The organism is Limnohabitans sp. B9-3 (genome assembly GCF_002778325.1).
GTDB lineage: Bacteria > Pseudomonadota > Gammaproteobacteria > Burkholderiales > Burkholderiaceae_C > Limnohabitans > Limnohabitans kasalickyi.
In genome coordinates this window covers 16927-43605 of record NZ_NESI01000013.1, presented here as the reverse complement: position 1 = coordinate 43605, position 26679 = coordinate 16927, and the positions used below count along the sequence as shown (strand labels likewise).

Annotated in this window: 1 protein-coding gene; it reads left to right on the top strand. The window is 59.8% G+C overall.

Going from position 1 to position 26679, the window contains the following annotated elements:
- Positions 1–26661, top strand: coding sequence for an autotransporter-associated beta strand repeat-containing protein (locus B9Z42_RS16305; RefSeq protein WP_100134382.1), 26661 nt, complete (start codon positions 1–3; stop codon positions 26659–26661).
- Positions 26662–26679: the final 18 nt, after the last annotated feature.

Here is a 26679-nt window from a genome sequence, read left to right as displayed (position 1 = left end):
ATGAACAAAATTCATCGCGTTCTTTGGAATAAAAACACCCAAACCTTTGTGGCGGTGGCCGAAGTAGCCAAGTCTTGCGGCAAAGGCACGGCACGCTCTACCGTTTGCAGCGCGACCCCGGGGCCGCTAGAAGCCGTTCTCAAAACCCTCTGTTTTGCGTTTGCCAGCGCCGGCATGTGCTGGGGTGCAGCTTTTGCCCAAACTTTGGCCCCCGCAACCACGCAACTGCCGGTGGGCGGTCAAGTCAGCGCAGGCAGTGCGCGCATTGCCCAGTCGGGCGCCACCATGGCCATCACCCAAGACAGCCAGCGCGCGGCCATCAATTGGCAGAGCTTCAACGTGGGCAAAGATGCCAAGGTCAACATCACGCAGCCATCCAGCAGCAGCGTCTTGCTCAACCGCATTTTGGGCAACTCGGCCTCGCAAATCTTCGGGCAAATCAATGCCAATGGCCAGGTGGTCATGTCCAACCCTGCGGGCATGTACTTTTCGCCCACGGCGTCGGTGGACGTGCACTCGTTCACCGCCACCACCCACGGCATCAGCGACACCGACTTCATGGCCGGCATCATGAAGTACACGCGCAACGGCGCCAACGGCAAAGTGGTGAACGAGGGCAACATCTCAGCCGCCATCGAGGGCTACATTGCCCTGCTCGCGCCTGAGGTACGGAACAGCGGCTTGGTAGTGGCAAAAATGGGCACGGTGGTCATGGCCGCCGGAGAAAGCTATGAGCTGGAATTTGACAAACAAAACCGACTGACCAACATCTTGGTCAGCCCCGCCACCATCCATGCCTTGGTCGACAACGGCCAAGCCGTGCAAGCCCCCGGTGGCCTGATTATTTTGTCGGCCCAAGCGGCCAACCAACTGCAAAGCGGCGTGGTCAAAAACAGCGGCACCCTGCAAGCCTCGGGCTTGGTGGACAACGGCGGCGTCATTCGCCTGTCGGCCAGCCAACGCATCGTCAACACTGGCGCCCTGCTGGCTGACGCGGCACCCAACAGCAGCGGGCAAGGCGGCACCATCACCGTTATTGCTGATCTGAAAAATCCAAACAGTAGCGCAGACATCAGCGGCACGCTGTCGGCCAAGGGCGGGGACTTAGGGGGCGACGGCGGGTTCATTGACACCTCGGCCTCCCAAGTCATCATCCAAGAAAACGTCAGCGTGACGACGCTTGCCCCCAAAGGTAAGTCAGGGACTTGGCTGATTGACCCGACCGACTTCACCATCAGCGCTGGTTCTGCCGCCAGCACCAGCAGCGGTATTGGGGCCAGCACACTGCAAACAGCGCTGGCAGGTGGCAACGTCGAAATCGCCACCGACAACAGTGCCGTTCCAGGCAATGGCGACATCCACCTCAATGCCAGCGTGGCTTGGTCGGCCAACCAGCTCACCTTGTCTGCCTACCGGGATATCAACATCAATGCCGCCTTGAACGGGACGGGCACCAGCGCTTTGGTGGTCAATCCAGACAGCACTGCCACTGGCACAGGTGCGATCAAACTGGCTGTGAATGTCACCACCGGTGGCGCGCAAACTTACAACGGGTCTGTGGTGCTGGCCAACTCCAATGTGGGGCTGACCTCGACATCAGCAGGGGTGTCCATCACTGGCGGCGTCAGCGTTAGCTCGGGCCTGAATTTCCAACAAATCCTTCAGTTTTTAGATGACGGCGCCTACCGCATCAGTAACAACGGCGGCAGCTCTTACACCAGCGGAACCGCCGGTGCCTCAGCAACCTCGATTGCAGGTGGCACGTTGTCGTACGCCAGCAACGCCTACTCATTCACGCCTAACTTTTCGGGCGCCATCAATTACTTGATCGTGGCTGGTGGCGGTGGTGCGGGCTCAAACTACTCAGCAGGCGGCGGTGCGGGTGGTTTTCTCTCTGGCTCATCCACCGTTACCTCAGGTGCAAGTTACAGCATCACGGTGGGTGCTGGTGGCGCTGGCAATGCCGCCGGTGCAGGGGCTTCGGGTGAAAACTCAACCGCTTTTGGCCTCACCGCAATCGGTGGTGGTACAGGCATGTGGGGAGGTAACGGAAATAACGGCGGCTCTACGGGTGGATCGGGCGGCGGTGCAAGCGCCAATGCCAACGGCGTCAGCGCCGCAATGCCTGGATTAGCGGGCACACCAGGCCAAGGCAACGCGGGTGGAAATGGCGGCGGTAACAACGGATCTGCCGGTGGCGGTGGCGGCGCAGGTCAAGCGGGGCAAGCGGGTCTGACGGGCAGCGGATCTGGCACACCCAATTTAAAAGGTGGCGATGGCGGAGATGGCTTGCAGTCAAGTATCACAGGCACAGCCACCTACTATGCAGGCGGCGGCGGCGGCGGTGCCTCTGGAAGCGCACAGGGCGGTACTGGTGGTTTGGGCGGCGGCGGCGATGGCGGCCGTGGCTCTGGCGCTATCAACGGCACCGCAGGCGCGGCCAACACGGGCGGCGGTGGCGGCGGCGGCGGTCGCGGAGGCGGCGACGGAGCTGCTGGCGGCTCCGGCATTGTTGTCTCCAGCGCCAGTGTGGCGGGCAGCAGCAAACTCAGCATCACCAGTGCCACAGCCAGCAACATTGCAGGTGCTATGTCTGGCGCGGTTGAAATTGAAAAATCTGGCACAGGCACCCTCACCCTGCAAGGCAACAACACGCACACCGGCGGTAACACCATCACATCAGGCACCTTGGCTGTCACGCATGCCAACGCCTTGGGCAGCAACAGCGCCACCACCACCGTGGCCAATGGCGCAACGCTCGATTTACAAAACGTCTCCGTCGGGACCAACGCTGTCACCCTGAACGGTGGCACGCTGGCTGCATCTACCGGAACTAGCAGCCTTTCCGGTGACGTCACCCTAGGCGCCAACAGCACACTGAACATATCTGGCACTCAGCTCAGCGTGTCCGGTATGGTGTCTGGCACAGGTTTTGGCTTGACCAAATCTGGCACTGGCACGTCGCTGCTGACAGGTACCAACACTTACAGCGGTGGCACCACAGTGTCTGCGGGCACTTTGACCGCAGGTAGCTCCAGTGCCCTGGGCAGCGCGGGTGTCAGCGTCAACGGCGGCACCTTAAATGTGGGCAGCCAAAACCTAAGCGTAGGCGCCGTCTCCATTGGTAACACTGGCGGCAGCATCACCGGCACTACCGGTGTCCTCACTGGCAGCAGCTACACCTTCAACAACACCAGCGGGAACGACGCCACTGTGTCGGCCATTTTGGGAGGCACAGGCAGCTTGACCCAAGCCGGCACAGGCACGACCACCCTATCAGGCGCCAACACCTACTCGGGCACTACCACGGTGAGCGCGGGCACGTTGGCTTTGTCAGGCGGCAGTGCCATCGCCATCACAAGCGCAGTGAACTTAACGACAGCGGGCGCGAATTTGACGCTCAACGCAAATCAAACTTTAGGATCTTTGACCGGTGTGGCTGGCACCAGCGTGACCCTGGGCAGCAACACGCTGACGGCAGGCAATGCGAACAGCACAACCTTCGCCGGAGACATTGGCGGCACAGGCGGTTTGACCAAAGCGGGCACAGGCACGCTAACGCTGTCAGGTGCCAACACCTACACGGGCGGCACGGCGCTCAATGCAGGCACGCTGGCTTTGGGCTCAGCAGACGCAATTGGCACAAGCGGCACCATCAGCTTCGGCGGTGGCACATTGCAACACTCGACCAACAACAGCACCGACTATTCAGCCCGCTTCAGCACGGCGAACAACCAAGCCTACAAGATCGACACCGACGTTGAAAACGTCACCTTGGCCACAGCGCTGACCAGCGTAGGTGGCAACTTGAGCAAATCGGGTGCGGGCACGCTGACACTCTCGGCCGCCAATACCTATGCAGGCGCGACCACGGTCAGTGCCGGCACGCTGGCTCTATCGGGCGGCAGTGCCATTGCCAACTCTGGCTCAGTTATTTTGGACACAACCGGCGCGAACTTGACGCTCAACGCCGACGAAACCATAGGCGCCTTGTCCGGTGTTTCTGGCACGAGTGTGACATTGGGCAGCAAAACGCTGACCACAGGCGATGCAAACACCACCACATTTGCCGGAGCGGTGGGCGGCACGGGCGGTTTGACCAAGCAAGGCAGCGGCACGCTGACACTGTCAGGCGCCAACACCTTCACCGGCAACACCTTGGTAAGTGCCGGTACCGTGGCCTTGGGTGCCGCAGATCGATTGGCCAACACCAGCACCTTGGTGTTGAGTGGCGGCAGCTTTGATCTGGGTGGCTTTAGCAACACCCTGGCCGGCGTTCAGCAAACCGGGGGCACGATCGCCAACGGGACCTTGACCAGCACGACTGCCTTCGACATGCAAGCGGGTTCGGTCACTGCAGCTTTGGCTGGCTCAGCGGGCTTGAACAAAACCACCAGCGGTACGGTCACGCTGTCAGGCCTGAATACCTACACGGGCGAAACAGCAGTCAGCGCAGGCAACTTAACTCTGGGTGCAGCAAATCGATTGAGCAACGCCAGCACCTTGGCGATTGCCGGTGGTACGTTGGACTTGGGCGGCTTTGGCAACACCGTGGCCGGTGTGCAACAAACAGGCGGCACGATCAGCAACGGCACCTTGACCAGCACCACGGCGTTTGACATGCAAGCGGGTACCGCCAGTGCGGTGTTGGCCGGTGCGGCGGGTTTGAATAAAACAACCGTGGGCGCGGTCACACTGTCTGGTGCCAATACCTACACCGGTGCGACCACCGTGAGCAATGGCACCTTGACCCTGTCTGCCGCAGACCGATTGAACTCCAGCAGTACCTTGGTGGTGTCTGGTGGCAGCTTGGAACTGGGAGGCTTTGGCAACACCTTGGCGGGTGTGCAACAAACGGGCGGCACGATCAGTAACGGCACCTTAACCAGCACCACCGCTTTTGACATGCAGGCAGGCACCGCAACTGCCGCCTTGGCTGGCGCGGTGGGATTGACCAAAACCGGCAGCGGCATCACCACCCTGTCGGGCAACAACACCTATTCGGGGGGCACCACACTCAATGCTGGCACGCTGGCGCTGGAATCGGCGAACGCCATCAGCAGCAGCGGCACCATCAGCTTTGGTGGCGGCACCTTGAAACAATCAAGCAGCAATACCGCCGACTATTCCGCACGCTTCAGCAACGCCAACAACCAAACCTTCAAGATCGATACCAACGGTCAAAACATCACTTGGGCGACGGCGCTCACCAGTTCAAGCTTGGCCAAGTCGGGCCTAGGCACGCTGACTTTGACAGCCGACAACACCTTCAGTGGCACCAGCACGCTGAGCGGAGGCACTTTGCAACTGGGCAATGGCGGCGCTACGGGCAAGGTGGCGGGCAACATCGCCAACAACGCGGCATTGGTTTTTAACCATTCGACAGACACGTCTTACGGTGGCGCCATCAGTGGTTCGGGCTCCTTGACCAAGTCAGCGAGCAATAAGCTCACCCTGTCTGGCGCCAACACTTACAGCGGCACCACCACCATCAGTGCAGGAACCTTGGCTGTCAGCGGCAGCTTGTCAAATTCAACCCAAGTGAGCGTGGCCCAGAACGCTGTGTACAGCGTGGACGCCACCGATACCGTGGGCAGCATTGAAGGTGCGGGCAGCATCACCACCGGTGCCGGCTCGGGAACCGTGACATTGACTGCCAGTTTAGGCAGCCTCTTGACCAAGACCTTCAGTGGTGTGATGTCTTCAGGCCCGAATGCCAGTTTGGCCTTCACCAAATCAGGTGTAGGCAGCTTGACGCTGAGTGGTGACAACACCTACACAGGGGGCACCACCCTGACCGCAGGAACCTTGGTGCTGGGTGCCAGCAACAAACTCCCGAGCGTGGGCACCCTGAGCATCACCGGCGGCACCTTCAGCATGGGGGCATTCAACCAAACCGTGGGCTCGCTGAATATGACGGGCGGTGCGGTGACTGGCACAGGCACGCTCAGCAGCGCAAGCTACGCCATCAACGCGAACGCGGGTGAAACCATCAGCTTGCCCACCTTGATTGCTGGCAGCACGCAGATCAACAAAACCGGTGACGGTCTCTTGGAGTTGACAGGCAACAACACCTACACCGGCGGCACCGTGTTGACGGCCGGCACCTTGAGCTTGGGCAGCGCCAACGCGATCGGCACCACGGGCACCATCAGTTTTGCGGGTGGTGCTTTGCAGTTCACCAGCGTCAACGCCACCGATTATTCGGCGCGCTTCAGCATCGCTGCAGGTCAGGCCTACAAGATCGACACCAATGGGCTGAACATTACGCTGGCCTCGGCGCTCAACAGCACTGGCGGCAGCTTGACAAAGCTCGGCGCCGGTAATTTGACCTTGACCGACGCGAGCCGCTACAACGTCGGCACGGTGGGGGCGACCAACATCAATGCAGGCACAATGACCCTCAGAGTGGCGCATCCCACCGCCATCAACGCCGCAGCCGCTTTCAGCGGTGCGGGCACGTTGGCTTTGGAAAACAGCAATGCCAGCGGTGCCACAGGCTTTACCAGCGCGGTGACCACCAGCAGCGATTTGCTGTTCACCACCGGGGGCAGCACCTTGGGTGGTTTGACGTTGGGCCGGACCGGCAACACCGCTGACATGACCTTGAACAGCCTGCCTTTGGGCATCAGCGTTACCGGAAGCCAGTCGTATTACGCTAACAATCTGACCCTGCCGAGCACGGCAAGTTCCAACTTCACCAGCTGGAACAATGGCGGCACGCTGACGCTATCGGCCACCGACTCGGTATCCATCTTGGCGCCGATCACGGTCAGCAACGCCAACAGCGGTATTGCCATCAAAACCAGCCAAGGCACGGCTGCAGGCAACAATTTGGGTTACTACAAATTTGGCCTGAGTGCCAGCGGTTTCAGCGGTCGCATCGATTTCAGCGGTGCCACAGGTCAGACGTTCACCACGCAAGACGGCACCAACAGCGCCAACCTGAAGAATTACACCTTCATCACCACGCTGGATGAGCTTAGGGCCTCATCTGCTTCAGCCAATTTGGCATTGCGCACCAATATCGACGCTGCCAGCTTTCTTCAAGCGGGCGTTGCCAACCAAGACAATGGCCGAGGCCTTGGAGCTGCTTACCCTTACATGAGCATCCGTGAGGGCAATTTCACAGGTGCCTTTGCTGGCTTGGGCCACACCATCACCAACTTGAATGTGTACAGCAATGGCTCAACCAATGCGGGCTTGTTCTCGCAATTGGGGGGCAATGCCTTGGTGCAAGACATCCGGTTTGAGACGCCCAACATCACGGGCATCAACATGAACAGCCTAGGCACCTTGGCGGGCTATGCCAACGGTTCCTTCATCAGCGGCATCATGGCAGCCAATGGCTTGGTACGCATCAGCAACAGCGGCTCATGGGCTGGCGGTGTGGTGGCCTACACCGAAGGCGGCACGCTGCGGGATGCGTGGGTTGTTAACAACCCCATTTCTGTGCTCGCAGGCGGTGGTGCTGGCGGCATCTCTGGCCGCACGCTCATGACGGTGAACAACGTGCACAACGTGGGTAGCAACGTGTATGGCAACGGCGACGAAAACGGTGGTTTGTTCGGTCAAAAATGGAACAGTACAGTACTGACCAATTCACACTCAACAGGCAATGTCACAGGCAACAGCAACACCGGCGGACTGATCGGAAACAGCAATTCGCAGATCAGCGACTCGTATGCCACCGGCAACGTCACGGTCATCCACCCGGACTCCAGCAACATCGGTGGCCTGTTGGGTCGCAACAATTACGGCGGCACGCTGACCAATGTGTACGCCACTGGCAACGTCACTGCATCATGGAATGCGGTGGGCGGCTTGATTGGGTACTCGGACAACACCTTGGGACTGAGCAATGTGTCCGCCAGTGGGTCTGTCATTTCTACACGCTTCGGCAACGTGGGTGGGCTGGTGGGTTATGCCTATTACGGAGCAACCATCACCAACTCCACATACAGCGGGTTGTCCGTCAGTGGCGCTTGGGAACAAGGCGTGGGTGGCTTTGTAGGTTATGCGCATGACCGCTCAGTCGACATCACCAACTCGAGCGTGAGCAACAACAGCGCGCGCATCAGCATTGGCTCCGTCCAGGGGGGACCCGCCGGCGGCTTTGTCGGGTACGCACGTTCTGGCGTGAACATCAGCAACTCATATGTGGCGAACGCCAACATCACCGGAGGCACTTACGTCGGCGGGTTGGTGGGTGAGCAACGCAGATCATCGGTGTACATCACCAACGCGTACGCCGGTGGCAGCGGCGGCACCAACGTGGTGGGTTCAAATTTTGTCGGTGGCTTGGTGGGAGAAATGACCAGCGGCCGCTTGGTCGATTCATACTTCTCAGGCTCCGTCACAGGTAACTCGAGCTACGGTGGCATTGTTGGATTTTTGAAGCCAGGGGCCTATCTTTCCAACACGTATTACAACGTCAACACCTCGCTCATCAACAACGCTCCCATGTTGACGATTGGCGGTTTGTACGAGAAACAGTTTGGCGATTGGGTCAGCAGCAACCCCACCACCGTGGCATCTCGGTCCTTGACCAGCACCATCGGCAATTACTTTGATTTAGACACCGACGGTTTCTACACAATTGCCGGCAACACCGCTGCCATCAACAGTGGCGTGATCACCAAGAACGACTTGGGAAACTTAATGGGCTTCATGCAGGGCGATGCCAGCGGCAGTGCCAACAGCTACAAGTTCAAACTGACCGCCGACCTCAACACGACTTCAGCCGTGACCAAGTTTGTGCCCTACTTCAGCGCCTCGGCGTTCAAGGGTAACGGCTTTAACGTGAATAATTTCTCGTGGAACAAACCCACGTCGAACGTCGGATTTTTGGGCTTTGTCAGCAAGAGCACCATCAGCAATTTGAAGGTGAACAGCACACCTTATGAGAGCTCCGGCAACTACAACGCGGTCAGCGGCCAATACTATGTGGGCACCGCGATTGGCTCCATTTACAACGGTGTGTTGTACGACTCCGCGGCAATTCTGGGTGGCAGCACCACGGGCAATGACAACACGGGTGGTTTCATTGGTTATTTCAGCAACGGCACGGTCTCGAACGTCACTGCCACACGCCTGAATACCGTCACAGACCCATCACGTGCTGGTGTCTATGGGTCGATGAACTACAGCGTTGATGGCGACCAATGGCAAGAGTTGCGCGGCAACACCGGCGGTGTGGCGGGTTACATGGGAGGGGTGTCTATCGACACCTTGAGCTCAAATTTACAAATTTCAGGCAACAGTTACCGCACAGGAGGTCTGCTCGGTAATTTGTTGATCAACAGCCAAACGAATCTTCAGACACCCGCCGTCGTGACAGGCGCCGCCAATAACCTGAGTGCTACGGGCAACGTCACGGCCAACAGCCAATGGACAGGCGGCTTGATTGGCTATGTCAATGGCCAAGGCGGCTCGATCGTCTCGAACAATTGGTCTGCATCTGGCAACGTCAGCCAATATGGCGGCAATGCTGGGGGCTTGATTGGCGAGCTTTACAACGTCAACGTCAACAACCTGTCTTCAACAGCAGCCACCGTAACCTCGACGGGTGGCGCAAGCATTGGTGGTTTGATTGGTTACACCACCTACTTGAACTTGAACAATGGCAGCGCCACCGCCAACGTACAAGGCAACGAAAGCATCGTCGGTGGCTTGATTGGCAACCACCACGGCAGCATGATCAACGTCAGCGCAACGGGCAGCGTCATTGGGCGCTACAACAACTTGGGCGGTTTGATTGGCGAATCACGCGGGGGCGGCAGTGTCACGAATGCCAGTGCCACTGGCAACGTCAGTGCGATGAGTTACGTGGATCATGGCAACTACGTGGGTGGCCTGATCGGCTACGCGACCGACACACCTGTGACCAACGCCACCGCTACGGGCAATTTGATTGGACGCAACTACGTGGGTGGTTTGATCGGGCGACAAGACCGCAACGTCACGCAAGCCCGCGCAAGCGGCACCATCAACACGACCGGTGGCGTCAACGTAGCCAACTCCGGCATCACCAACACCACCGACGGCGGTGACTACGTGGGCGGCTTGGTGGGTTGGCAAGAAAGCTACACCATCAAAAACGCCAGCTACATCGGCACCAGCATCACGGGCCGCGGCTATGTGGGTGGCTTGATTGGCCTACACAACGGCCCGGGCAGCAGCGCCACCAATGCGGTGCAGGGCTCTTACGCCTCCACCAACATCACCGCTACCAAAGATTACGTGGGTGGATTGATTGGCTTTTTTGAAGGCAATTTGGGTGACAGCGCCACCGCCCCTGCCTCGATATACGGCAGCTCCACTGGTCACAGCTATGCCCTCGGTAACACCACGGGTCGCTACGACGTGGGTGGGCTGATTGGTCGTTTGGGCAGTTATGGCATGGTGAACAATGCCTATGCAAGCGTCAACATCACCGCCGATAAAAATTTCGGCGGCTTGATTGGCTATTTCTCCCCTGGCGCGGATGTGACCAACTCCCACTACAACATGGCGGGCATCACCATCACCGCCTATACGCCTGCCAGCCCAACCACGCGTGTAGTGCTCAACGACAGCAATGGTTTGCTCACCATTGGCGGACTGTATGGACCGCAATACAACACATGGTTCAACTCGGGCGCGCTCGATGGCTTGGCTGGTGCCCCTTCTACGAACTTGTTTGGTGCTGCCGACAGCTCGAATTACTACAGCCTGTCGTCGATAGAGAATTTGCGCGATTACTTGGGTTACGCGGATCGCGGCGACTTGAAATTCAGGCTAGACGCCAACTTCGACATGGCCCCTGCCCCCGGCTTGCATATTCCTTATGTGGGCGGTGAGCTCAAAGGCAACAGCAAAACCATCACAAACTTGCTGCTGGCGCAATACACCTCCAACCAGGGTTTTGTTGGAGGTCTGCGCAGCAGTACCACGCAGGCAGACGCAGCGCTCAAGCTCGAAAACCTGACAGTCTCGGGCGGCATCACCGGGGTTGCTAACCTGGGCTTGGCCGCAGGCTCGAGTTGGCTGAGGGGCCTGAACAACATCAACACCTCGGGCTCTGCGGCGGGCACCGACCTTTACTACTACTACGGCCCAGACTATGACGATCGGGGTGAGAACAACAACACCGGCGGTCGCAGCGGCTACAGCAATGTGGGCGGCGTCCTTGGCTATGCCTGGGGCCGCAGTGCCACGCTTTTGCCACTAACAGCGCTGCAATCGTCGGCCACCGTGACTGGAGTGAATTCGGTTGGCGGCGTGGCGGGCAGGCTTGACTTTGCGGCGGTGAGCACCACCACGTCGTCAGGTGCGGTCACCAGTGAGGCGACCGTGGACATCACTTCCCCTCAACGCACGGGTGGGGTGGTGGGCTTCTTGGAGCAATCGGTCTCCACCATCCAAAACAGCAGCCACACGGTCGGACTGGTCAAGGGTTACCAATGGGTCGGTGGGCTGGTAGGCCATTCGCAAGGCATGGTGGGCTCGGCCGTGGTGAACAACACACCAAATTACGACACCTTTGTAACCAGCAACGTTGAAGGCAGCGGGGAACGCGTGGGTGGCGTAGTGGGCTACCTGCAGCACAGAGACTTACAAAACGCTCAGATGAGTGGCAAGGTCACCGGCTGGACTGTCAACGGTGTTACGGAATTCGCTGGGTACTACACCGGTGGACTTGCGGGTTTGGTAGAGCAAGGAACGAGTGATTCGCGTTACACGGGCCCATTGGTGATGGGCTCGCACCAGACAGGTGGCGGCATAGGCCAAGCAGGGCGGGTGCTCCGCGTGACCACCTCCGGTGAGGTTCAATCCAATTCAAGTTATGTCGGTGGGGTGGCCGGCTATGTGGGAACGATCACTTATTCCTCTTCGAGTGCCAATGTCAGAGGCAACAGTGACAGCGTGGGTGGTCTGGCTGGGCGAGTTCAAGGCGGCTGGATTTACGACAACTTTGCCACCGGTGAAGTCACCGGCTTGAACGGCGGCTATGCAGGCACGTACACCGGCGGCTTGATTGGTTACACCAACCAACCTATTTGGCGTTCCTATGCCACGGGAAATGTCAAAGGGGGACACCGCACCGGTGGCCTGATTGGGACGATTGACCAAAACGTTTACGACTCTTACGCCACGGGCAACGTCAACAGTAATAGCTCTTGGGTGGGGGGCTTGGTGGGTTTTGCCAATGCCATTGAAAACTCGCGCGCCACAGGCAACGTGGAGGGTAGCGCAGACACCGTGGGGGGATTGGCTGGTTACACCTACCAATCTATCAACAGCCGAGCCTCTGGCAATGTCAAAGGCGGCGATTCGACGGGTGGACTCATTGGCTACGGCGGAAACTGGACCATCAACACCAGTTACGCCACAGGTAACGTGGTCGGCACCAGCCGCGTAGGCGGCTTGATTGGCAACTACGTGGGGGGAACGCTAACCACCTCTTATGCAACAGGATCGGTGACTGGGACGAGTGAGCGTGTCGGTGGATTCTTTGGCGAAACTGGCGGCGGCACGATCTCTTCGTCCTACGCCACGGGTACGGTCACGGCATCGAGCGGCGCCTTTGTTGGCGGCTTTGTCGGTTACAACAACAGCAACATTTCTGGCAGCTACACCACCAGCACCGTGACCTCCTTGGGTGAGTACGTGGGTGGATTTGTCGGCTTGAATGCGGGTGGAACCATTGCATCGGCCTCCGCCACGGGCAGCGTCTACAGCTCGACCTGGGGCAATTATGTCGGTGGCTTTGTGGGCCGGAACGACGCAACAATTAACAATTCCACCGCGGTAATCAGCACTGTCAACCCAGTTACCGGTGTGGGTGTGAAGGGCCGGGCCTTGGTGGGCGGCTTCGCCGGCTGGAGCAATGGCGGATCCATCAGCAACTCGTTTTCTCAAGCCAGCGTGGTGGGCACGCAAGACACGGTGGGCGGCTTTGTGGGGCAGATGAGCAACAGCACCTTGACCCTCAATGGCGCTGAGGGCAGCGTTCAGGGCGTGAACCGAGTGGGCGGCTTTGCAGGTTTCATGAACGCGGGTGCCATCAATACCTCCTTCACAAATTCGACGGTGGTGGAGACCAGTGCAGCAAACTCTTCCGGTGTGGGTGGCTTTGTGGGCAACATGGATAACGGCAGCATCACGTCGTCACGTGCGGCCGGTTCGGTGTTGGGCTTTGGCAGTATCGGCGGCTTTGTGGGCTACATGAACAATGTCGGCACCATCAACCAGTCTTACACCACGGGTTCAGTCACGCAGGTGAGCACCTCAAACCTGGGTAGCACCTCGGGTGTGGGTGGGTTTGCCGGTTATTTGGGCGGCAATTTCACAGGCTCGATCAGCGATTTTTATGCCATGGGCGCGGTTGCAGGCACGCAGAACGTGGGTGGTCTTGTGGGATATGCACAAAGAGCCACATTGAGCAACGGTTATGCCACCGGTATGGTGATTGGCAATGCGGCCACAGCCCCATCGCCGTTCTACAGCGGAGCAGTGTTCGGCAGGGTCAACAACGGTTTCGTATCAGGCAGCAGCGGTGCTTTGCGGGTGGTGCCCACCAATCTGTACTGGGACAGTACCACCTCCAATCTGTCCGCTGACGCCACCGGTGGCGGCAGCACCTCACTGACCACGGCCACGTTCAAAGGTGCTTTGCCAACTGGCTTTAACAGCACCGAATGGGGCACCAGCGCAGGCATGTACCCTTACTTGAAAGCGTTTTACCCCACCCAGCCCCGCGCGATTGAGGGCTTCGCATACAACAGCGACGGCTCGGTGGCTCAGCGCGGCCAGGTGGCGCAGTACACCAATGGCACACTGCTCAACGGCGGCACTGCGTCAACAGGTGTCAATGGCTATTACTACAGTGTCGTGGGCTCGAACACCTTGTTCGTTGATTCGTCGATTCCTGAGGTGATCAGCGGCATCACCCTTTTGACAGGCGGTGGTGGCTACACATCGGTTCCCACGGTGACGATTTCAGGGGGTGGCGGCAGCGGCGCTACCGCCACGGTGACGCGCACCAACCCGGTGGTCGGCCAGCCCAGCAACAACATCATTTACGGCATCACGCTCGGCAACCCAGGATCGGGTTACACGCAGGCGCCTACCGTCACGCTCAACGGCGGCGGCTACGGCCCCCAAATCACAGCAGCCACCTTCAGTGTTGCTCTGAGCCCACCCACCTTTGTGGGCGCAAGCAACGCACCCAAGACCAAGCTGGCCACCACGCTCACGACCCTCGGCGCTGGCAACGTGACGGGCATGGTCTACAACGACTTGCTGGCCCCAGATGCCAACGTCAATTTGGGCGGTACGGTGACCCAAGGCATCACACGTCTGAGTTCAGGTTCGCCCAGCATGTCAGCGCTCAACACCGACATGGACAACACCATCGGCGCAGTTAAACGAGCGACCTTTTCCACCACCTTGCCCACCATGTCGTCGCTTGAGCTGACAGCGCGGGCAGGTACTTTCAGTGTCGATACGCCTCTGACCTATGCCGACAATGGCCTGGTCAACGCCGGCTTGATCACCGTCACCGGTCCTCAGGTCACATTAACGAACGGCAACGTCACCAGCACAAAAACCCAGCTTTACAACACGGCTTTGACACTGGGCGCCAACGCCACCCTAACCGGCACGACGGTGACCACCTCCTCCACCTTGGCAGGCGGTAACTACAGCCTGACGGTGGCGGCCAATGCCACCAACGGCAGCGGCAACTTGACGACCGGCGGCAACAGCACTGGCTTGTCCAGCCTCACAGTGGCGCGCAACACGGTGCTTGGCGGCAATGTGGCCTCTAGCGGCAACCAAACCTATGGGGGCACGGTGGTGCTCAACACCGACGCCAGCATGACGGCCACGGGCGCCAATGCGGTGGTCAGCGTGGCGGGAAACATCAACAGCGACGGCGCTTTGACGCCGCGTGCGCTGGTGATCAATGCCAGTGGCGCTACCAGCAATGTGGTGCTGGGCGGCTCAGTGGGCGTAACTACGCCTCTGACGAGCTTGGCGATCACGTCCAGTGACATCGATGTCAACGGCGGTACGGTCACCACCAACGCGGCCCAAACCTTCACCGGCCCATTGACCTTGGGTGCGAACACCACGCTGAACGGTGTGGCGATCACCCTGGGCGGCACCGTCAAGTCCGACGGCACGAACCGCAGCTTGACCCTCAACGACAGCGGCACCACAACACTGGTCGGCGCGATCGGCAGTTCGACTGCAGGCGAAAAGCTCAGCACCCTCACCACCGATGCAGCGGGCACCACCGCGATCAACGGCGGCAGCATCACCACCACGGGCGCGCAGACCTTCAATGATGCGGTGACCTTGGGCGCGAACACCACGCTCAATGGCGTGAACGTCAACTTGGTCAGCACCGTCAAGTCCAGCGGTGGCAACCGCAGCTTGAGCATCAACGACAGCGGCACCACCACCTTCGGTGGCGCGGTTGGCAGCGCGACGGCGGGCGACAAACTCAGCAGCCTCACCACCGATGCGGCGGGCACGACCGCGATCAACGGTGGCAGCATCACCACCACGGGCATACAGACCTTCAATGATGCGGTGACCTTGGGCGCCGACACCACGCTGACTGGCGTGGGCATCACCTTAGCCAGCACCGTCAAATCCAGCGGTGGCAACCGCAGCTTGGCCATCAACGACAGCGGCGCAACCGTTCTGGGCGGTGCCATCGGCGGTAACGGTGCAGTGGGTGACAAACTCAGCAGCATCATCACCGATGCGGGCGGCACAACGGCGATCAACGGTGGGAGCATCTCTACCGTGGGTTCCCAAACTTTCAACGACGCGCTGACGCTAGGCGCCCCCTCCACCACCTTGTCGGCGACTGACACCAGCGCGGTGATCACCACGGCATCGACGGTCAACAGCGATTCGTCAAGCACGCCGCGTGCGCTAACCCTCACATCCAGCGGGACGAGCGGCAATGTGGTGTTGGGTGGCCCAGTGGGCGCTACTGCTGCCTTGGGCAGCCTGTCCGTGACGGCCAGCGACATTGACCTCAACGGCGGCACGGTGGCCACCACTGCAGGTCAGACGTATACCGGGCCGGTGACCTTGGGCGCCAACACCACCCTCAGCGGCGTCGGCATCAGCCTGGGCGGCACAGTCATGTCCAACGGCACAGCGCGTTCGCTGAGCATTGTCGACAGCGGAAGCACCACGATCGTGGGCGCGGTAGGCGGATCGGCTTTGGGCGAAGAGCTCATCAGCTTGACCACCAACGCTGGCGGCAGCACAACATTAAATGGCGGCAGTGTTCGTACCAGCGGCGCGCAGACCTATGGCGATGCGGTAACTCTGGGCAACGACACCACGCTGACGGCGAGCGACGCAGCTGCAGTCATCACCCTGGCATCAAGTGTCAACAGCGACGACGTTTCGACACCACGCGCACTGACCGTCACGGCCGGCGGCGGCGCTGCCAATGTGATTCTGGGTGGTCCTATCGGTAGCACCGCACCCTTGCTCAGCATGGCAGTGACCGCCAGCGACATTGACTTGAACGGCGGCGATGTCACCACGACCATGGGCCAGACCTACACCGGCCCTGTGACCCTGGGTGCGAACACCACGCTGACGGGCGCAAGCATCACGCTGACGGACACGATCAAGTCCAACGGCACCAACCGCAGCTTGACCATCAACGACAGCGTTGCAACCACCTTGGGTGGATCGGTCGGCGGTTCGGGCGCGCTCGGCACAGATGGCGACCGACTGACTAGCCTGACCACCGACGCAGTCGGCACCACCGCTATCAACGGCGGCAGTGTTCGCACCTCGGGTGCACAGACCTTCAATGACGCGGTGACCTTGGGTCTTGACACCACGCTGACGGGTGTGAACATCACGCTGGCAAGCTCGGTCAAGTCCAGCGGTGGCAACCGCAGCTTGGCGATCAACGACAGCGGCAACACCAGCTTGGGCGGTGCAGTCGGTGGCGCAGTGGGCAGCGGGACCGCAGGCGACAAACTCAGCAGCATCACCACCGATGCGGCAGGCACGACTGCGATCAACGGCGGCAGCATCACCACCACAGGCACGCAGACTTTCAACGATGCGGTGACCTTAGGAGCAACCACCCTGCTCACGGGTAGCACCATCTCCACCTTGGGCACGGTGGTCGGCAACACGAACGCGTTGACGATCAGCGGCAACGCGGTGCTGGGCGATGGCCCCACCGACACGGTGACCGGGCTCGGCGCGCTGTCGGTCAGTGGTACCACCCTGATCCGCACCACCCATGTCAGCAGCAGCGGCTCGCAAACCTACAGCGGGGCGTTGACGCTGGGCGAGAACACCGCCCTGAGCGCCACTGACATCAGCGCGGTGATCACCGCAGCATCCACGATCGACAGTGATAGCCCCGGCACGCCTCGTGCACTCACGATGTCTGCTGCTGGCAACGGTGCCAAGGTAGTTTTGCAGGCCCCTATTGGCGTGGGCAATGCCCTGAGTAGCTTGGCCGTGACTGCCGGCGGGATTGAACTCAATGCCGGCACGGTAACAACCACCGCAGACCAAACTTATAACGGGCCAGTGACGTTGGGGGCCAACACCACGCTGTCGGGCACAACCGTGACGACTTTGGGCACGGTCGCCGGTAATGCGAAGACTCTGACCATCACAGGTAACGCCGTGTTGGGCGATGCACCGGTTGACACGGTGACGGGGCTGAACAGCTTGCAGGTCAGCGGCACCACCGCGATCAACACCAGCAATGTGACCAGCAGCGGCTCACAAATTTACACTGGCGCGGTGACGTTAGGTGCCGACAGCACGCTGGCAGCAACTGGCGCGGCTGCGGTCATCGATATGGCATCGACCATCAACAGCGCGACGTCCACGCCGCGCGCGCTGGCTCTCACGGCCAGTGGAATCGGTGGCAACGTGTTACTGCGCGGCGCACTCGGCGCTACCCAAGCTTTGAACAGCCTAGCGGTCACGGCCGACGACATTGACCTCAATGGCAGCACGGTGACCACCACTGCGAGCCAGACCTATACCGGGCCGGTGACCTTGGGCGCCAACACCACCCTGACGGGCACAACCGTGACAACTTTGGGAACCGTCGCCGGCAACGCCAAGACACTGAGCATCGCAGGCAACGCGGTATTTGGCGATGCGCCAGTTGACACCTTGACGGGCTTGAGCAGCTTACAAATCAGCGGCACGACGGCAATCAATGCCAGCGATGTGAGCAGCACGGGATCGCAGACCTATAGCGGTGCAGTGACTCTGGGTGCCAGCACCACGCTGACGACCAGCGACGCAGCTGCGGTCATTACCCTGGCATCGAGCGTGAACAGCAACGCCGCCTTAACACCACGCGCACTGACCGTCACGGCAAGCGGCGCTGCTGCCAATGTGATTTTGGGTGGCCCCGTCGGCAGCACGGCCCCATTGCTGAGCCTGGCAGTTACCGCCAGCGACATTGACTTGAACGGCGGCGATTTCGCCACCACCTTGGACCAGACCTACACCGGCCCAGTAACCTTGGGCGCGAACACCACGCTGAGAGGCGCAGGCATCACGCTGACGGACACGATCAAGTCCACCGGAACCAACCGAAGCTTGACGATCAACGACAGCACCACCACCACCTTGGGCGGAGCAGTTGGCGGCACCTCCGATGCAGAAAAGCTCAGCAGCTTGACGATAGATGCAGGCGGTAACACACTGCTTAACGCAGGCAGCGTGCGCACAACTGGCACACAAACCTATGGCGATGCGCTGACCCTGGGCGCGGCAACCACCTTGGCCGGCAGCACCATCACCACCCTGAGCACGGTAACGGGCAATACCAACGCGCTGACGATCAGCGGTAACGCAGTGTTGGGCGATGGCGTTGCAGACACAGTCACAGGTTTGGCGACCTTGTCCATCAGCGGCACCACTGCAATCAACAACAGCACCATCACCACCACGGGCGCGCAGACCTACACGGGTGCGGTGACCTTGGGCGCAGACACCACCTTGAGTGGTGTGGCGATCACCTTGGGGGACACGGTCAAGTCTGGCACCACGAACCGCAGTTTGACGATCAATGACAGCGCCACCACCACCTTGGGCGGAGCAGTTGGCGGTACCACTGCTGCCGGCACAGACAGCGATCAACTGGCTAGCCTGACCACTGACGCAACTGGCACCACCGCGATCAACGGAGGCACCGTGCGCACCACTGGCGCGCAAACTTATGGCGACGCGGTAACCCTTGGCCTCGACACCGCCCTGCAAGGCAGCGCTGTTACCACTCGGAGCACAGTGGCGGGCAACGCTAACTCGCTGACGATCACAGGTAACGCTGTGCTCGGCCTCGCGAGCTCCGATGCGCTGACGAATTTGAACAACCTCAGCATCAGTGGCAGCACCTTGCTCAATGTCAACACAGTGACCACCAGCGGCAACCAGACCTATGGCGGCGCGCTGATCCTGAGCGCAGACACCCATCTGACGGGTAACACGGTGTCGACCCAAGGCACAGTGAATGGTGGCGGCAACGCCCTGACCATCACCGGCAATGCGGTGCTGGGCAACAGCAGTGACGACAGCATCAGCGGCCTGACCACCCTGGCAGTCAGCGGCAACACGGCCATCAACACAGGCGCGATCACTAGCAGCGGCGCGCAGACCTACACCGGTGCGGTGACCTTGGGCGTCAACACGACCCTCACCGGCAGCACCATCACCACCCAAGATGTGGTGGTAGGCGCGGACAAGTCCTTGACCATCACGGGAGATGCAGTGCTGGGCAATGGCATCCTCGATACCGTAACCGGCCTGAATAACCTAGCCATCAGTGGTACGACCAACTTGGGCACCAACACAGTGACGAGCTCGGGCACACAAACCTATGGTGGCGCGCTGACCCTGACTCAAGACACCACGCTGAACAGCAGCACCATCAACACCCAAGCCGCGGTGGCTGCCAACAACAAGTCCTTGACCATCACCGGCAATGCGGTGCTGGGCACAGGTGCCCTTGATACGGTGAACGGTGTGAACAATCTGAGCATCAGTGGCACGACTCTGCTCAATGCCGAGACGTTGACGAGCGCAGGCACACAGACTTACGGCGGCGCGCTGACCCTGACACGTGAGACCGTGCTCACGGGCACGTCGGTGTCGACCCAAGGCCCATTGATCGGCAGCGACAAGGCCTTGACCATCATGGGCAATGCGGTGCTGGGCAACAGCAGCGATGACAGCATCAGCGGTCTCACCACGCTCGTAGTCAGCGGCAGCACAGCGATCAACACAGGCGCGATCACCAGCAGCGGCTCGCAAACTTATACCGGCGCAGTGACACTGGGCAACGACACCACCTTGACCGGTAGCACCATCAACACCCAAGACGTGGTGATGGGCGCGGGCAAGTCCCTGACAATTTCAGGCGATGCGGTGCTGGGCAATGGCGCACTTGATACGGTGACCGCCCTCAATAACTTGGCCATCAGTGGCTCGACCACGCTGGGCACAGGCACGGTCACCAGCACAGGCACGCAGACCTATGGCGGCGCCTTGAACCTGACCGAGAACACAACACTGACCGGCAACACGGTGACCGCTCAGGGCACGGTGAATGGCAATGGCATCAATACGCTGACCATCGCTGGAAATGCCGTGTTGGGTAACAGCAGCAACGACACGGTCAGCGGCTTGTCGACACTTTCGGTGACCGGCAGCAGCGCGATCAACACGGCTTCGGTGACAACCAGCGGCGCACAGAGCTATAGCGGAGCTATCACGCTGGGCACGACCACCACGCTCAGCGGAACTACCGTCCAAACGGGCAGCACCGTCACGGGCGGCGGAAACAGCTGGACGGTCAGTGCGGATGCGCAAATCGGTGGGAATGTCACCGACGTCAACCATTTGGCCATCTCCGGTGCGACGCAATTGGCTGGCGATATCAGCACCACAGGAAATCAGACCTACACAGGCACCTTGCGCTTGTTAAACGATGCCGACTTGACGAGCTCAGGCAACACCAGCGCCATCAGGATCAGCAGCAACATCGACAGCGTGACCTCGGCGCGGGCATTGCGCGTGAACGCCACAGGCAATGCGAGCCGTGCAGTGATTGCCAGCGCCTTGGGTAATTCGCCAGGCCTGAGTGCGCTTTCAGTGAGCGCGACAGACATCACCTTGAACACGGCCCAAGTGCAAACCACGGGCGAGCAGAGTTACACGGGTGCTATCACCCTGGGCAGCGATACCAACTTGACCGCCTCCACAATTCGGATTGGCAGCGGCAGCGATATCACGGGTGCAGGGAAAAACTTGACGCTCGTCGGCAATGCTAGCCTGGGCGGGCAAATCACCGGCGTGAACAACCTGAGTGTCAGCGGCGATGTCGAATTAGGAGCCCGCATCACAGCCATCGGTGCACAGCAATTCGGCGGTACTTTGGCGCTTTATGCAGACACCACGTTGACGGCCAATAGCCTTGGCATTGCGGGAGCCATCAATGCAGATGTTGCCGGCGCGCAGGGCCTGACGCTCAATACCGGGACTGGCCCATTGACGTTGTCTGTTCAAGTGGGTGCCGTTCGCGCTTTGAAGGATTTGTCTGTGACCGCTGGACAAATTAATTTGCCAAATGGGCAAATCAAAACCACTGGAGCTCAAACCTATGACGGCGTTGTGGCACTGACAAATGCGGCAGCATTGACTGGCTCCACGGTGCACACGCTGGGAACCGTGACTGGCAACGGCCAAAGTTTGCAAGTCACAGGCAATGCACAGTTTGATGCAGCCGTGTCCCAACTCAGCTCAGTGCGTGTGAGTGGTGCGACGCGTTTGGGTAGCAATGTCACCACCAGTGGCGACCAGACCTACACAGGCGCAGTGACGCTGGCTAACAACAGCACCTTGACCGGTGCGACCCTCATCACGGGCAGCACCCTGGCAGGAGCAGGCAATAGTCTGACAGTTTTGGGCAATGCCGACCTGGGTGGCAACGTCACACAAGTGAGCAACTTGAGCGTGAGCGGCAGCACACGCTTGGGCGCTAATGTCACCAGCACAGGTGCGCAAACCTACAGCAACGCGGTGACCTTGGCCGCTGACACCATATTGACTGGCGTGGGCATTACCCTGGGCTCAGTGAAATCTGACGGCACGAACCGCAGCTTAACGATCAATGACAGCGGCACCACAACGCTAGACGGTGCAGTTGGCAGCGCGACTGCGGGTGAACAGCTCAGCAGCTTGACAACAGATGCAGGCGGCAGCACGTTGATCAACGGGGGCAGCGTGCGCACCACCGGCGCGCAAACTTTCGGTGACGCGTTGACCTTGGGCGCAAACACCACCTTGAGCGGTGTGGGCATCACGCTGGGCAGCACGGTCAAGTCTGACGGCACCAACCGCAGCCTGAACATCAACGACAGTGGCGTCACAACATTTGCGGGCGCCATGGGCGGCTCCGGTAGCCCTAGTGCTCAAGGTGAAAAACTCAGCAGCCTCAGCACTGACGCTGTGGGCAGTACGTTGATCAACGGTGGCAGCATTCGCACCACTGGCGCCCAAACTTTTGCCGACGCCATCACTTTGGGCACTGACACCGCACTTGCGGCAACGCAGGTTATCTTGCAAGGGTCGGTCTCGGGCAATGGCCACGATTTGCAAATTTCAGGTGCAGCAACTTTGGGCGACGCGCCGCTGGACGCACTCACCGGCTTACGGAATTTGGCCATCTCTGGAACAACCGCATTGAACATCAATGCAGTGACCACCAGCGCGACACAGATCTATAACGGGGCTCTCACGCTCAGTGATGACACCGTGCTCACAGGAACCTCGCTATCCGCTCAAGGCGGTGTGGTGGGTAGCGGCAAGGCGTTGACGCTGGCTGGCAACGCAGACTTAGGCGGCAACGTTAGCGGCGTGAGCTCGCTGGCCATCAGCGGTACCACCCGATTGGCTGGCAATGTCAGCTCTACGGGTGATCAAACCTACTCAGGCGCGATCACGCTTGCCAGCGATGCCACGCTTTCAGCCAGCGGTGCGAATGCTGCCATCACTGCCAACAGCAGTGTCAACAGCGACAGCACCGCGCGTGCCCTCACCCTCAGCGCTTCTGGCAATGCCGGCACGTTGGTGCTTGGTGGCGCACTGGGCAACACCGCCGCACTGGCCAGCTTGAATGCCACAGCCAGCACCATCGGTTTGAATGGCACCACTGTCACAACAACCGGTCACCAAACCTACAACGGACCCGTCACTTTGGGTGCGAACACCACCCTCACCGGTACCACTGTCACGACCACCAGCGGATCCACAGTCAGCGGCACGGGCAACATTCTGGCTGTTGCAGGCAACGCAGACCTAGGCGGCAACGTCAGCGGCGTCTCTGCTTTGAATGTCAGCGGTACCACACGCTTGGCCGGTAACGTCAGCTCTACGGGTAATCAAACCTATTCGGGTGCAATCACCTTAGGTAGCGATGCCACGCTTTCAGCCAACGGTGCGAATGCGACCATCACTGCAAACCGCGCTGTCAACAGTGACGCCAACAGCACGCCACGCGCTCTGACCCTCAACGCTTCTGGGACCAACGGCACCTTGGTGCTGGGTGGCGCACTGGGCAACAGCGCCGCTTTGGCCAGCTTGAACGCCACAGCCAGCACCATCAGTTTGAATGGCGCCACAGTGACGTCGACGGGCGATCAAACCTACTCGGGTGCCATCACTTTGGGTGCGAACACCACCCTCACCGGCACCAGCGTCAACACCACCAGCGGCTCAACCGTGACAGGCGCTGGCAACAGCCTCGCCGTTGTGGGCAACGCTGACTTAGGCGGCAACGTCAGCGGCGTGAGCTCGCTGGGCATCAGCGGTACCACCCGCTTGGCTGGCAATGTCAGCTCTACGGGTGATCAAACCTACTCGGGTGCTATCACCCTAGGCAGCGATGTCAACCTGTTGGCCAGCAATGTGGGTGCAACCGTCACAGCCAACAGCACCGTCAACAGCGACAGCACGCCACGTTCGTTGACCGTCAACACTGGCGACAACGGCACCCTGAACTTGAACAACTCGGTTGGTGCGACGCAAGCACTTTCTGGGTTCAACAACACCGCCGCCAACACACTGATAGGTAACACCAACAGCCCCTCAGCGGTGCAGATCAATACCTTGGGTGATTTGCAGTTCAGCGGCAACGTGGTGATGCAGTCACCGACCTCTTTCCAAGTGGCTACCAACGGAACACTTTCTGGCATCGTGTCAGGCGCCTATGAATTGAGCAAACAAGGTGCGGGTACCTTGTCGCTGACCCAGGCCAATAGCTTCACGGGCCCTGTGAAGGTGAACGAAGGCATCTTGGCCATCTCCAACGCCAATGGCTTAGGCACAGACACCGCATCTGTGACTCTGGCCAATGGCACCACACTTGACCTGCAAGGCGTGGCCGTTGGCAGCAAACCTTTGATCTTGCAAGGCGCCACCGTACGTGCCTCTCAAGGCAACAGCAGTTGGGCAGGCCCGATCGCTTTGACTGCGGACAGCCGCCTTGATGTGGTGGCCCCGCAATTCACCGCATCGGGTGTGGTGGATGGCAGCGTGGGTGGATTGGCGATCACGGGCACAGGTGCCGCGGTGCTGAGCAACTCAAGCAACGCCTTGTCCCGCTTGGCGTCAAGTGCCAGTGTCGGGGCGCTGGATGTGAACAACAGCGCGCCCTTGAGCGTTGGCAATGTCACAACGGCAGGCACCACTTACAGCGGCTTGCAAAGCACAGGCTCGATCACGCTGGCCAGTACTGCGCCAGTCAATATTGGGCAAGATGGCTTCATCGCCTCCACGGGTGGCGATATCGTGCTGCAAACGTCACAGTTCATCAACCAAGCTGGCGCTAATGCGTTGAGCACGCCAACCGCCAACCGCTGGCAGGTGTGGAGCACCAATGCTTCACCATTCAATGCCAGCACCGGCGACAGCGCCAACACCTTGAACAACGACTTTGTGCAGTACAACGCCAACCGCAGCACTTTGCAAAACGTGCCCACCGGCAATGGCTTGCTCTACAGCTACGCGCCAGTGGCGGTGGCCAACTTGATCGGGACCGTGGTTAGGAACTATGACGCCACCACCAACGCTCAACTCGTACCCGCCAATTACCGGATTGACGGCCAAGTGGTTCAAGTCACGGGCGAACGCGATGTGCTGACCTTGAACAACCCAGAAGCCGGACAGTTTGTGACGGCAGGCACCGCTGCCAATGCGCAAAGTGCAGGCACCCAAAAAGACGTGCAAGTCACTGGTGTGGTGTTAACTGCGCAGCAATCTGGCAAGCCTGTCTATGGCTACACCTTTGCCAGCACCGTGACAGGAAATGTGGGTGAAATCAAACCCACGCCTCTGGATTTGGCGTTCACCAAGGTCTATGAGGGCAACAACCGTTTTGACAACAGCAACGGCTACACCCTGAAGGGCATGATTGCCAGCGAGACCTCGCCTTTGATCAACGCAGGGTTGGCCACCGTCACCAGCCCCAACGCGGGCACTTACAACCAGTTTGTGAGTACCTTGACGATCGACAACCCCAACTACACCCTGCTCGGGGGTGCCCAGTTGGCCACGATCACCAAAGCCCCTTTAGGCGTTGCGATCAAAACCCTGTTCAAAGCCAAAACTGACCTGCCTGATTTGGCGTCCCGAGACTTCACGGTGGTGGGCCTGAAAAACAGTGAAACCATTCCGAAAATCGATGTGGTGACACTGGCCTTCAAAGATGTGTCGCGCAACGACGAGAACTATGTGAAGTCGCTCACACTAACGCCAGGCAGTGGCATTGCCAACATGGCCAATTACGCGATCACACAAGCCGTCAATCCTGTGGCCAACGCAAAGGATGGTGGCAACACCATGAACATGGTGAAGTTGGTATCGCCCGACGAAGTGATCACGCTACCCGCTGCGCCACCACCTGTTTTACCAACCGTGACAGCTGCTCCTGCATCTGCTCCTGCTCCTGCTCCTGCTCCTGCTCCTGCTACTGCTCCTGCTCCTGCTCCTGCTCCTGCTCCTGCTCCTGCATCTGCATCTGCATCTGCATCTGCAACAACTTCAACCGAAACTTCGACATCATCATCAGCGGCGACACCTTCGGTCTCTGCGTCAACGGGCACTGTTTCAGAGGCGGCTCCCGCAGCGGCTCCGACCACCGCGACCGCAGCGACCACTTCAACAGCAACAGCAACAGCAACGGCATCTCCATCTGCAACTCAAAGTACGGCAAGCCCCGGCTCACCCACAACGACCGCCTCAACTCCAGGCATTCGTGTCAACACGGTGACGGCACCCACAGCGCAAATCGCTGGGCTAGTCACCGTGGTCGTGCCACAAGGCGCTATCAATGTGGCTGCGACGGGTATGGTCATTGCACTTCCCCAAACTGTGATTGCACCAGCGGGTCCTTTGCCCAATGGTGAGAGCCCTCTTCTGAATGTGACCCTGCCGAACAACCAAGCTTTGCCGTCTTGGATTCGTTATGACGCGAGCCAAAAGGCTCTGGTCACTTCGCCGGATGCGCGCGCCACTTTCCCCATCACTGTGGTGATCACGGTGGGCGAACAACGCACTGTGGTTGTGGTTTCTGAAACGTCACAAAACTAATCAATTTTCAAATACCGC